Source organism: Candidatus Thorarchaeota archaeon (genome assembly GCA_021498125.1).
GTDB lineage: Archaea > Asgardarchaeota > Thorarchaeia > Thorarchaeales > Thorarchaeaceae > B65-G9.
The window spans coordinates 140,918-154,401 of sequence record JAIZWL010000005.1; the positions used below are offsets into that span (position 1 = coordinate 140,918).

Annotated in this window: 11 protein-coding genes; 6 read left to right on the top strand and 5 right to left on the bottom strand. The window is 42.0% G+C overall.

Annotated elements, in window-relative coordinates:
* A complete protein-coding gene (locus K9W43_11600) occupies positions 1–498 on the top strand; it encodes a DUF4411 family protein (GenBank protein MCF2137866.1) in 498 nt (165 codons plus the stop codon).
* Between the two features lie 227 nt (positions 499–725).
* Here the strand turns inward: K9W43_11600 and K9W43_11605 are convergent, their stop codons facing one another.
* A complete protein-coding gene (locus tag K9W43_11605; GenBank protein ID MCF2137867.1) occupies positions 726–1,595 on the bottom strand; it encodes an MBL fold metallo-hydrolase in 870 nt (289 codons plus the stop codon).
* A gap of 326 nt (positions 1,596–1,921) precedes the next feature.
* Here K9W43_11605 and K9W43_11610 point away from each other — a divergent pair, with 326 nt between their 5' ends.
* The 3 genes from K9W43_11610 to K9W43_11620 all read left to right on the top strand — a co-directional run bounded on the left by K9W43_11610 (position 1,922) and on the right by K9W43_11620 (position 3,566).
* Positions 1,922–2,224 carry a zinc ribbon domain-containing protein gene (locus K9W43_11610; protein MCF2137868.1) on the top strand — a complete coding sequence of 101 codons (303 nt, stop codon included), beginning with the start codon at positions 1,922–1,924 and terminating at the stop codon, positions 2,222–2,224.
* A gap of 128 nt (positions 2,225–2,352) precedes the next feature.
* A complete protein-coding gene (locus K9W43_11615) occupies positions 2,353–2,916 on the top strand; it encodes a hypothetical protein (protein MCF2137869.1) in 564 nt (187 codons plus the stop codon).
* Positions 2,913–3,566, top strand: coding sequence for a hypothetical protein (locus tag K9W43_11620; protein MCF2137870.1), 654 nt, complete (start codon positions 2,913–2,915; stop codon positions 3,564–3,566). The genes K9W43_11615 and K9W43_11620 overlap by 4 nt, the downstream gene beginning before the upstream one ends.
* A 279-nt stretch (positions 3,567–3,845) precedes the next feature.
* Here K9W43_11620 and K9W43_11625 read toward each other — a convergent pair whose 3' ends face one another.
* Together K9W43_11625 and K9W43_11630 are read right to left on the bottom strand one after the other, a co-directional pair.
* On the bottom strand, positions 3,846–4,160 hold the full coding sequence (locus K9W43_11625) for a hypothetical protein (GenBank protein ID MCF2137871.1): 315 nt from the start codon (positions 4,158–4,160) through the stop codon (positions 3,846–3,848).
* A 212-nt stretch (positions 4,161–4,372) separates the two neighbouring features.
* A complete protein-coding gene (locus K9W43_11630) occupies positions 4,373–4,870 on the bottom strand; it encodes a hypothetical protein (protein MCF2137872.1) in 498 nt (165 codons plus the stop codon).
* A 518-nt stretch (positions 4,871–5,388) separates the two neighbouring features.
* Between K9W43_11630 and K9W43_11635 the strand changes: the two genes are divergently transcribed.
* On the top strand, positions 5,389–7,626 hold the full coding sequence (locus K9W43_11635) for a hypothetical protein (protein MCF2137873.1): 2,238 nt from the start codon (positions 5,389–5,391) through the stop codon (positions 7,624–7,626).
* 132 nt (positions 7,627–7,758) lie between these two features.
* Entirely contained in the window at positions 7,759–10,008 is a 2,250-nt protein-coding gene (locus K9W43_11640; protein ID MCF2137874.1) for a hypothetical protein, read from the top strand.
* Between the two features lie 40 nt (positions 10,009–10,048).
* On the opposite strand, the gene K9W43_11645 is transcribed toward K9W43_11640, so the two are convergent.
* Positions 10,049–10,963, bottom strand: coding sequence for a hypothetical protein (locus K9W43_11645; protein MCF2137875.1), 915 nt, complete (start codon positions 10,961–10,963; stop codon positions 10,049–10,051).
* 203 nt (positions 10,964–11,166) lie between these two features.
* The gene (locus K9W43_11650) at positions 11,167–13,476 is read right to left on the bottom strand and encodes a hypothetical protein (protein ID MCF2137876.1); all 2,310 of its coding nucleotides are present in this window, start codon (positions 13,474–13,476) and stop codon (positions 11,167–11,169) included.
* Positions 13,477–13,484 lie beyond the last annotated feature (8 nt).

Consider the following 13,484-nt stretch of genomic DNA (forward strand, 5'->3'; position numbering starts at 1 on the left):
TTGGCTGGTGTAATTTACGTCATAGATGCTAGCTCGATAGTTGAATTGTTTATTCGATATCCTGTTGACAAAAGACATTTTCAAGTGATCTGGCAATCAACTAATAATTTGGTTATTTCGGAACAATTAATGTCGCACTATGAAGTATACCGTGAGCTCACTGAGCACCAGACCCAAGTCAGCATATGGTGTAAGCAGCATCGTGGATTATTCATAGAACTTGATTCTGATCAAATTAACCTGTTACCCGATGTTCAAGCACAATATGACCCAGAATATTGGAGACGTAACCAACTACAAACCGGACCTTGGGCCGATCCATGGATAATTGTACTTGCAATTCTATTGAGAATACGAATGAAATCAATTGATGAAACTATAGACGTAAAAATCGTGACTGAGGAGAATCCTACAAAAACAAATAACATCCCTAAAATCGCAAATCACTTCGGTATTCAATCATTAAAAATTCTAGACTTATTTGACGAAATATGTTAACCATATCAGAGACGATTCGGAATCGATTGTGGCCCTATGTAAAAGGTCGATGAACATGAATGTATTAGGGCCAATTGTTTTGTTTTGTTATCGTATGCTTGCTATATCTGAATGTCCAATGACAAAGAAATGCATGAGATGGCTATTGTAATATCTCGCGTGGGCATATAGTTCAGGCAATTGAGTGTGTGGAGATGGTCGCACATGATTTCAAGGCAAATATGAACCTATATACTTGACAGAACATGTTCCACGATCTTCAACATAGATCGTACTTTTTCATCACTATGCACACGTGACTCTAGTATATTCCGAACCTCCGCAAAACAAGGTCTTGCATCAGGTCCTAGCTCAGCAGGGTTAACAAGTTTACCAAGTTCAACCATGTTCGTGATGTGCCGATCCTGAGCCTCCGGAGGCAGATCATTCAGTCGAAGAACCCATTTTCGAAGGCGCTCAAGATATTCGATGTTTGCTTCAAGCAGCGCCCTATCGGATTGTACAGGATCGTGTCCAGTCACGAGATAGTCCCAGTCCATTGAACGGTATTCTACGAGTGTGGCGATATATTGATCAAGGTCCCCATCGGAGATGTAAGGTATTGGCGATTCCACATTGTCGCCTACGAAGAGGACCTTGTCCACATGATCAAAACAAGATGAAGAATCATAGGTATGGCCGGGAGAATGAAAGAGTTCTATGGCCCCGTTATCTAGAAAGACCACATCTGTGAAGATCTGATTCGGAAGGACAAGTTCGATATCACCGCACTTGTGTGAACTGAACTGGACAAGATCACGTTCTCCATTCTTCTCAAGTGCTTCATAACACGACTTGTGCGCATAGATGCTATCTGTTGAAAAAACACTGTTTCCCCAAACATGATCATAGTGGTGATGTGAGTTAAAGACTATAATCTGCTGATCATTGTTTCTGTGTGCTTCAACAAATCTCTTGACATGTTCCATGGGCTCGGGGCCACACGATGTGTCACAGATGACAATCTGATCCGAACCTATGATGAGGTATGTGTTGTGAAAATACGGATCAGTGAATGAAAAAAGATGACCACGAGATCCAATTGAGCTCTGTTTCACTGGAGATCACGCTTCCTTTGATTACAATGTAATTGGCAGGTATTTACATATTCCTCGAAAGAGCCACCAAAAGAAATTTCGTCGCACAATGCCAAATTACTCGTCTTTTGAATAGTGATTGAATCTTCAGAGATTACAAACGAGTTGCATATTGAAAAATACGGAAGTCATAGAAACGGTTTCGACAGCCCGTTCGAGTTCGGAATAATAGATTAGGTCCTATTTTAGACAGTTGTAATTTATGATAAATACCGCTCTAATCAGAGGAGCCTTTACATTCATCAAAAATGTTATACAGCTTTGCTAGAACGACTAAATGAGGAATAATGCGATCAGGTATATGTCCAAAATGTGGCAGTACGAGAATTGCAGGGCCACACAACCTCCATGCAAGTGACGACCATCTCAAGATTGACCTTCCGGGAATCCGCACGGCAACGCTGCTTGCTCTAACATGCATGGAGTGTGGATATACGGAGTTGTACAGCGATAAGTATGGCCTTGAGAATATTCGAAGTGCGGGTAGGGTCTATAGAAGTTCCAATCCGCCTATGACAAAGTGCCCACATTGTGGCGCACCAATTCATCTTGGAGAAACAATGTGCAAAGAATGTGGGTATGAGTTTTAGGTTTAACTGGCGGTGAAGACGAAGAGGCACAAAATGTGATTAGCGGGGATAACGAGGAGGATTCTGAACCTTCTTCAACAGGCTTTGAAGAATTTCAGCAAGATCTCAAGAAACGACAGAGGAACCAAATGATCCGTGGCATGTTTCTCCTATTAGGGATGTTTTTGCCATTCACGCTAGTGATCCTCAATGTGTCAGATTTTGTTCTGCGTGCTGCTTCACTCGTTGTGGGAATAGGAATTTCATTTATTGGAGTCCTACTGATAGGAATGTCTTTTCATATGGATTCGCCTGTTTTCAGAATCAGGCTACTTTACAAAATAAATCCGAATGTCTTCATCTCTGACAAGTTTGCTGTAACAAAGTATAACGAAGTAATTATTTTTGTACTCTTATCCGGGAATAATAATATTTACCTTGCATCGCTCGACTTGCTGAATGCCGTTCGAGCAGATAAAATAAAAATACCTACAAATGTGTCCCCAAGATACGGAAGCATGTATGCAGGGTTTCAGATCGTAAAACGGAACGGTTTATTCGCGATTCCGACTCCGGAGGGCGTGATTGTTGCTGGGGAATGTAGATTGATCATTGTCCCAGTCATGGCAAATATCCGACATTTGAACCTTCAAAGTTTCTCAAGAATGCACTTCCTTGAATTAGCTGACCTGACAGAGGCAGATGACCAATGAAGAAAAAACATACTGAAGACTTTCAACCAATAGCAATGTCCGAGAGTGAGATCATCGAGAGGCTCGACAGGAATAAAGACAGGCTAATCGCTTTGAGTATTGTCACCGGTGTTGTTTCACCTCTTTGCTTATGGTATTGTATCAGTACAAACTTATTACAAATGGGGGATTCGTGGAACGCTTATTTTGCAGGATTAGTTTTTGTTTCCTTTGAAGTTGTGTTATTGCAGAGAGTCTTCAGGATCAAATCGATCAAAACACGAATTAAGATACTCCAGCATATCAGCACTGATGTTGTGATTATGGACAACTACGCTGTAACAAGATTCGGGGACGGAGTGATTTTCTGTTTCCTGTCTAAAATTAATATGATATATATTACTCAACTCGACTGGCAAAATACAGGTCCTTCTGAGAGAGTTCAGGTTCCAACTGTATTCTTAGGTTCTGAATTTAGAGAAGCGGCGGGATTCACAGTTGCGGTTCGATTGGGGAAATTCTCAATCCCAACTCCTGAAGGTGTAATTAATTCAGATGCAAGTATGCTCATTGCAATTCCAATTCGGATGAACAAATCACAGATAGATCGCAGCAATTTCACACGAACACGAATCCTTGAGATAATTACTAGTCTCGCAAAAGAGACCTAATTGACGTACTTTGATTGCATTATGTCAAGACATAGTTGGTATTACTCATCGTGAATAATCACAGAAACAAATAGTTAACAAAAAGCGGTGTAATTAATTACACCGATTTTCTTGAAGTCTAGTTTCTCAGTGTCTGGGAAATAAAAAGAACAGATAGTCAAGAAGGAATACTCCCTCTTGACTTGTCAATTAGATAGTGAATTTTACACCACAGTTCTCACATTCAACAACATCACCAATAACAAATGACTTTGTGAATGGAGCTCCACAATTCGGGCATCAAGGTAGATCAAGTTCCGCTGAGGCATCTTTACGAAGTTCACGACCTGCTGCAGAGGCGGAGACCGAAGTGAACTCGTCAGTATCTTTGTCAAAAGTTCCTTTTATTTCACCCGAAGCTATCAGAAACAGAGTGGCTCGCCTTACAACGTCAGTAGGAATATTCAAGATTTCTGATAATTCGTTCATACTCACACGTGGATATGATTTCAGAGCACCCAACACAAGTTCCCTGGTTGTCCCTGTTGAAGACGGAATCTCTTCGGGCATTTCTTCTGCACCGATCATACCTGACGGTTCGTGTTTACTAGTCATTTTCCATAGTCCACAAATGACTGCTAATCCTGCAAGCGCCACTATACCGATAATAGTGGTGGCACCAAGTACTTGAGGGGTATCAGGCGTTGTTGAACTGACATATGCCGAAGTTGTGGTTGTAGTTGTAGTTGATCCACCAATTCCAGATGTATCAATGTTGATCCCATAAGAGAAAGTTACTGTATCTACTTCATCTTCAGCTGAAAATACTATGTACCAGTCCCCTGAAGAAGGAATTGTGAAAGAGTCAATAATTGCAATGTGATAACCGTCTTTGCGATCGAACTTGGTTGCATAGCCTCCAGATTTCCACGAGTTGTAGTTGGTCTCGTCACAGATAAAAAATTGAGTCCATCATTTGAGAAGAATGTAGAGAAGTGCCCTGATAGTACGGTCCCCTTTTGGAAATACCCATGAAGCGCAAAATATTCATCTGGTTCCAAAACCTTAGCATAGCCTGTTTCGTCATAGGTTGAGGAAGAATAGTAGGGGGAATTATCATCGTTGATATCGACGCCTAAATCAAATGAAACAGTACTTGAACCGTCTTTGTTGCTGTATACTAAATACCATGAGTCAGTATAGGGGGTAGTGAAAGAAATCCACATAGTATGCATGTTGTCTTTTTTATTATATACAATTGCACTGTAACCTGCTTCCCATTCGCTGTAATTATCTGCATCACAAATGAAGAAATCTAGACCCATAGTATCTTCATCAGTTTCGATGTACCCTGAAACAGTATCGCCTTTTGATAGGTCGAGTTGCTGGTATAACCATGATCCTGCTGGAACACTTTGATCCGTGTGTTCTCCGTCCCATGGTAATGCCTGTGCTGGAGATGGACTTGCCGCTAAAAAAATAGTGAAAAAAAAGCAAAAGCCAATAGGACAGTTTTATGCATTATATGCAAACCTCCTGAAAGAAAATATGGTATAAATTAACAAATGATAAACATATACCTTTCTGTATACGGCGATTCGTGATTTAAATCGCAGAATCGTTAATCGTTCTACTGTTCCTCTTATAAATTTGCTGGGCGGGCGCGATCCACACGATTTCACCAATTTTATTAAAACAAATAGGTAGAATTTTATGTCAAAAGAAAAACTCCTTCTTACAACGCATTATAAATTTACAATTGTTTAGAGATAGTAGGATATATTAAACTCAATCTTAGTATATTATCATGGAATTTAGGAACATCAATCGGCGCTGAGAAAGAATGGCACGAACACATTGGACCAGTATTATTGGAATCCCCATCATGCTACTGGCAGTATATGGCTTTTATCTGAGCGGTCCTCCTTGGAACACAGCACGTGGTGCAGCAGCCATATATTCAGTATTGGCATTTCTATTTGTCACTTTGACGGCCTCACTCGGTTATCTCCAACGAATCGATGATTCACCGGCTCACATTATTTACTCCATGGCAACAGGGTATTCTGCGGTCGTGTTCGCAGGCGCCGCAGTCTTCTACACGTTTCAAGCACAATCAATTGCGATACACACACGATCAGCAGGAATTTTTCTCAATCTAGTAGCGTTTGCAAACGCCGGACTATTGGTCTTGGGATATGCCTACCGGCTGCAGAAAGCCGTGGCTGAAGATTCAAGACGCTATAGTAAGACTACTAATTCGATCATAGTCTTTGTACTTGCAGGTATTTTCGTAATGTTCATGTTCATTGCGAGGTCACCGCTGCCAGAGATCTATTTTCTCATAGGTGGCTATGTCGCAGGGGCAATTGCTACAGGATCATTTCTAATATCAGCGTTAATTTTCTTTCAAAAGCGTAATGAGATGCAACTTCCAGATCCTGTACGACTGTCCAAGTCAATTGTCTTCATCAGCGCAGCATCATTTGTTCTTGTGTTAATCCTACCCGGACCCTCATCGATATGGGTCTTCTCGATGGGTTTTATGGCAATAGGACTCATCTATGCTACTGTCGCAGTTGTACATCCCTATCTTCTAGAAACAGGAGTGAAAAAACGGATTGCATACTTCTTTGCCATAGGTATCAACCTGATTGTTGTACTTCCGTTTTTGGTGGCATATTATATTGAAGGGCTGGTCCCGGGATTCGTATTTATTGACATCGGATTTTCAACCGTTAATCATATTGGGCTGGCACTTCTTGCTGGGGGATCCGCCTACCTTCTACATTCACGATCCGCGAAAAGTCCTGCACCATGGCGGTCACCAATAGTATTATTATTTATATTCTGGTGTGTTGCCGAGTTCGCAGTGGGGGTATCTCCATTTATCACATCAGTCTATCAGAATAGTGAGACCGTAGTGCCATATATTATTGGAGCAATTGTTTCCACATTGCTACTCACGATCGCGTATGGTCGCACACTAGTTCCGAAGCAGGACGTTAATCTTCAACCCACCATGACAACGTATCTATCCATGGTTGCTATTAGCTTTCTTTTACTCATCGGTGGGGAACTCATTAGTTCCATAGGATCGGTGATCATTCCGATTCAGTATCACACACCTCTTGCAGCCGCATTCATGTTGCTCTTTGGATATGCTGCACTATTTGCTCTCCTCAACCTCTCCTTTGCACTTGTAGGCATATATGGGGGACATTTGACTATTGATAGCAATCTTGCAGGACTTAATACAGTGTGGATCATTGGTATTCTATTACGTGCCAATTTCACTGTTTGGACTGCGGGCTGGTGGATGAGCGAACTTGTCTTTTTAGGAGCCACTATGATCAGCATTCTCTATCTTGTCAAGACCTATGTTGAAGTTATCGAGAGGCGAAATGATTTCGAGAGTAGAATGAGAATTCAAAAGAACATCTTGACCTCCGAATTGCTCTCGCGACTGAATGTATCTACTGAGATCATTGAACGACTGGGAACCGAGAGAATGGTTGACAAACGGCTTGATCTTGTATCAAAATCTCTGAGCGAGCTCTCGAGAGCGGAGGATATTGTCCGTTACATGAATGTCATACTTCTTGGCAAGAAATTTGCCCCCGAGGACTTGTCAAATATCGGCCTTGCTGAGATGATCCAGTCAGTGATCACTCAAGAAATCTATGGCGTCACTCCCACTATTGAAACGATCGATGATGATTGTTACATTGCCGCCAATACGTTACTTATCGATGCCATCAAGAGCCTCCTCAAGATTACTATATTGCGCGTAGGAACGGCCAAGGCCATAGAGGTTGTCGTCCAACGTGACGATGACACGACGACATGTATCGCGGATATTTCTATGCGGATCGAGACTGAAAACGCAGTAACAAAACGTGATCTTATCTCGCGGTACGTTCAAGGCCCAACAATTGAAGCCACTGAAATATCATATGCCAAGCGTTTGATCGATCTCTTTGATGCTACGATTCAGTTCACTACGGAGGCAATAGGCGAAGACCAGTTAGAGACCACGATCATCATGCGATTCCCTCTTGCCAAGAATCATGTGCCATAAGAGAGTTTCATAATCTCTTACAAGACTATGATGTTTTTTCGACCAGCCCCTGGAAGATAATAGATGATAGGTAATGTACCTACACAATACTTTTCTTTATGATTTTCTCCATACTTGAGTTGGTTAACAATATTGGAAAGTAATCACAAAGGAAGCATTCTTGGACTCCCCCTCATGCTTCTTTATGTCTGGGCGTTCTACGTGAGTGGACCTCCATGGAACTCCGCTCTAGGTACCACGGCAATCTACTCTGCAATAGCATTTCTCAGTGTGACTCTTACAGTTTCTTTAGTCAATCTCTTACGTACTCAAAATACTATTGCAAACCAGATTCTGACGGGTGTCACCACGTATGGATTCTTGATCTTTGCAGGCTCTGCGATCTCAAACATATGGCGCACAAATAACACCGTTGTTCATGCTCACACATCCGGAGTATTTCTTAACCTGATTGCCCTGATGGTAGCCGGAATTCTATTGTTGGCATATAGTGTTCTAGTAGATAGGCCGGTACAAGGCGAAACCCGCGGGGTCACCAGATACTTGGTGAAGATAATCGTACTAGTTGGCGTCAGTATCTCCATAATCTTCACGTTGATCATACAGGCAGAAATAGTAGAGAGCATCTTCCTTGTAGGAGGATATCTTATTGCGGCAATCGCATCTGTTTCATATCTTAGTGCAGGTCTCCTGATCTTTCGAAAACGACGGACGATTACGGTAAATGATCCTGTCCGCTTGTCTATCGCAATCTGGTTTCTTGGCATCTCGACTATTATTCACGCATTGATATTATCTGCACCATCAGGACTATGGTTACTTTCGATGGGGTTCATTGCGATGGGGTTCATATATGCAATCACAGGCATCACTGTACCCTATCTCATTTCAATCGGGGTCGATTCTAAAAGATCCTATCTCTTCGCTATAGGAATCAATGTAGTCGTCTTGGTCCCATTTCTCGTAGCATACCTGCTCGATTATCTTACTATCGGGTTCTCATTTATTGACGTTGGCCTGACGATGAGCATTCACATCTCTGCTGCATTTCTTGCTGCAGGAGCTGGATTTATCCTCTACATGAGAGCGAGAAAATCACCAGCGGCTTGGCATACTCCAATAATCTTGCTGTTACTATTCTGGGCAGTTGCAGAGATCGAGGTTGGCATTTCACCTATTACTCCAGGATATGCCAATACAGAAACGCTGGTTCCGTACATTACTGGTTCAGTCATCGCTACGTTGCTTCTCATCTTTTCATACAAGAATACGTTCTCGCCCCGACTGAGCGAAAACCTGTGCAGATCAAAATTATTTTTCGGAATGATGGCCATCGTCTTTGTCTTTTTGCTGGGGTTCGCCCAATTCGTCCGCGATCTGATTTTTCTGTTACTTCCAAATCTATCCCAAGCAACATTCGTTCAATCTGCATTAGCCACATCATTTATGATTTCATTCAGTTACCTCTCACTATTTGCGCTCCTCAATCTTTTCTTCGCATTGATTACTATGTCTGGAGGCAAGTTCACATTTGATATGAATATTGCAGGTTTCTCGGCAATCTGGGTCGTAGTCGTGATCTTGCGAGCGAACTTCACTATCTGGTCAACGGGGTGGTGGCTGACCGAGTTTCTCCTCTTCGCAACCGCAATATTATGCATTATGATAGTTCTGAAGAGATATGTTTACGAAGTCAAGACCACCAAAGAATTCGAAAAGCGAGTACTCATCCAGAAGGAATTGCTCTCATCAAATCTTCTCTCTCAGATCCAGACAGTTGCAAAATCAATTGAACTGCTTGGGCGAACGGAGGACATAGACACTCGTCTTGATATTATGTCACAGGCATTGAGCGATCTCTCTCGGGCCGAGAGTATTACCCGGAATATTGATATCCTTCTCTCAGAGGAAAGATTCTCACCGGATAGCCTGCTGCCTGTCGATTTTGTTGACGCCCTCAAATTCGTGATCACTCCAAAATTCTGTGGGTGCGCTCCAGAAATCAGTCAAGTCCGCGGAGAGTATTTTGTCTTAGCTAATGACCTACTCGTTGATGCGATATCTAATGTGATTGGACTCATCGTTACAAGAATTGGATTAATCAACTCTGCTAACATAGAACTCGCTCAAAGGTCATGGAAAGGGATCACTTATGTCGTAGCTAATATGGACTTGACGGTTCTGACCAAAGATGCGACTAAGAAACAAAATCTGCTTCTTCGCTATACTAGTACAACCCTACATGAAGCTGTAGAGATAGCTTACGCTCGGCGCTTGATCTCCCTTTTCGGAGGATCCATTATAATCACCCCAAACACTCTCGACGAGACCCGCCTCTCAATAAAAATAGAAATTTCGCTTATCGCGGCCTCCAAGGAATAGCACGTAAGGTCTTATTCTCTCATATGAGAGTTAAGAAAATCTATTCACTGCAACCAACATCTTGCTGCGAAGACTTGTTATAGAACGAACAGCGTGTAACGACATTAAAGACAATCACAAGGGAGATACCGAAAATTATCAACATGAATAGATCACGTGAGCCGATCAGATCAATGATGCTTGGTAATGTTACCACAATGAGTTGAGTAACAATCAGTGCTACAACAAGTGCAAGTAGTACACTGCTCGAAATTACCAATAGCACGAGCAAAGTCGATCTCGGAGTGGACTGTTGATCATCCTCATCCTTACGGATATTTTTTTCTTCAGTAGAAGTCGGCGGTGCGCCTCTGAAGACGTGGATTTTTGCAGCATCGGGATGAATTCCATATATCTCCATCACAGGATTCGTTTTCTGCTGAATAGTTGGTCTTACCTCTCGTATGAAAGTACAGGGGATAGATACGCCGACTATCACGAGGAGAAAGATCATTTTTACTGGAACGGGTGTGATAAACCACCACAGCATTAGAATAATTGGGCCAATATACAATGATAGGGGAATCCAAATTCGTGATCTCCTATTCTGTTCTAGGTCCAGTAATGCATCGGCCAAAATAGCCTCACCCTCCTCGGGTCGCGTTAGCATGTCTGTGCAAGCAGAGGTTGAGATCACAATAACATTAGAGAGAACTGTTGCGAAATGTACGAATATTGGTTTTGTGGACTCGTAAGACCAGACTTCAACTTCGTCACTGTATCCGATTTTTGTAGCCGCATTATGTAATAGATACTGAAACTCTTCATCCTGACAAGGAATTTTATACCGTATTATTTGATAGAGTTGAATAATTAATATAAACGTCGCCCCAGCAATGAGCTCGCCAATCATAAGTAGGACAAGATCAGCAATGTTTGTATCCAGCAGATATTTTAAATAAAATGGGCTCGGCAAAATGGCCAGACAAAAAGCAGACGATAAGGTCAGAACTATATCTTGATGCAGAAATAGAGGGGCATTATTCGGCCGCGCTGCTGTGCCTTCATCTCCCAAAGTGTACAACTTATCCAGGGCTCATCACTAACACGTGATAACGCGAATCAATGGTTATTACTTTTTCCCGAATAATATATAATAATGCTCTATCTCTTTACTCGCTATAAAGACCCTTGAGGAATAATAATGGCCTCTCGAAATTCGACACCTTCGGTTGTGACAAACGACCGGCCAGTATACACAACTTCGGGGTATGAATTGATCACATAGATACGCAATGGGAAGGGAAACTGCGACTTGAGCAGACGAATTAATTCGATTAGTGTGTCTTGATTTGTGGAATCGTGACGTGAAGGTTCTTGAAGAATGTCAGCAAGCCGCCTCTTGTCGTGATAGTAAAATACTATGGATAAAATAGCGAGCACAAAAAGAAACCCGATTAATAATTCAAAAAGTAATTTTGGTGAGATCGGAAATATATCCGAGTCCAAGACTGAAAAGTCATTATGTATAACTATCAGGAGCATAGATACTATAAAGACACCAACTAGTTCTAGTTTTGGATAAGAAGACCGTGATTTCCACACACGATCAAGTAGGGACTTTGGCCAAGTGACAAGATTTCCCAGGTGGATAATTGCAGTTCTCAACACCATTATGGACTGTATTCTATTAATCATAAGCGCCCGGATCTCGTACGGGACATATGGATCAGAGACCCTTCCGATCTCAGTATCACCAATCTCCCTCAAGTCAAGGAATCCAAGAACATTCCCCAAATTTCTTCGGGAGAGACCATGAAATCTGTAATTCTGAAATTCAATGACAGAGTTATAGACTCCATACAAGAGGGCGGGGATTCCAATTATCAACGCTGCATATGAATATATTAATAGAAACATGGATAGACCATTCAAAGGGAATGGCATAAGAAATAACATGCTTCCAAAGATAACCGTGGTAAAACCAAGAGCAAGAGGCATCGAGCGTTTTTTCATGTCACCATAGACATCAGATGCATTACTCTCGACTCGATCAACAAAGTCATCATGACCTTTGGCACGTAGCAGTTGCTGCCAATCTTCAGAGACCTCGCTATCCTGTGAAGGCGACACAATTGTCTCCTCCTCTGGTAAAGAAACATCAACTTCCATGGATTCAACGGATTGTTCCTTGTCTCTCTTTAGACCAAGAAACTGGATACTGCGCTCAAATGCAGTATCGAACGATAAGCGGACTGCTCTGATAGTGTGATCGTGTCTGACCAAATAGAAGGCGACTGCGATTGTGCCCAGAGCTATCGCGCCCCAAAAATACGATATTTGGCCAGTTGCAGCAAGAACTACCATAGCACCAAGAACTACAATGTTCATCACGAACAGAAATCTATCGCGTATGACCCGACGGCGGAACTCATCATCAAAGAGCATAAATGAATGGTATTGCGGAATACCCGGCCGACCGTAGCGATTTACTCCGAACTGACTCGACTCTGATTCCAAGGCATAGATGATTACGGCCAGAATGACGACCGGAATGACAAACAAGTATCCAAAAAAGAAACGGAGATGAATTGATACACCTAGAGCCAGTAGAGATCCCAGAATGATGATTTTGAAAATTGTCGTGCGATCGTGAAGATTCTTTGACAGCATACCGAACTGGCCAGTGACAGGTTTCAGGATGTCTTGGGCCATCAGGAGATCATGGTCGTGAATAAGATCTTTAAAATCGAACCCAATGACGTTGCCCGCTTGTCCCAGTAGATTTTTTGTGAGATCGTTGAACAGGTAGGACTGGCGTAGTAGTCGAAGCGAGTCTTCATGATTTTCCAAGACCACTCTCCGACCAAGATTGATACATAACCAAAAGGCATTGCTTAATGATGGTTCACCAGTCTGATGACTCTGTGATTCGTTTTTGCCCTTAGTTGCTTCATCTTGAGTAATGCATTTTTCACTAACAAATACTAGCAGCATTAATCCGAAAAGTATTGCAAATAATTGTGTCAGTAGAGTGGTAATTGATTCAACGATGAATGGTATCACCGGTTGAAGCCAACCTATGAGTTCTATATACAACAAAAGACCAAAGACTATTGTTACAGATGACAGGCTGATCGAGACCCCATAGGTCTCCCATAGAATGGATAGAATAAGATAGGAAAATGCCCCCGATATGAGTAAGGGAATGATCGATGAAATAATATTACTTATACGTAGTAACGTTTCAACAAGTGTTGCATAAGGGCCCAGCACAGGATTGAACCATGTGTATACTAGAAAGATCGGGCCTACAATAATAATATTAAAACCGAATAGTACAGCTAGCAGTGAGCGATCAAACTTGGTTAGCTCGTGATGAAAGTGGAAATAGTCTCTTCGACGTAATCCGTCAATTAAGGCACTTGTCAAAAAGGATAATAAAAATAAATGGGCCACCCAAGGCAGTACTGAACTGTCAAAGACCACAATACACA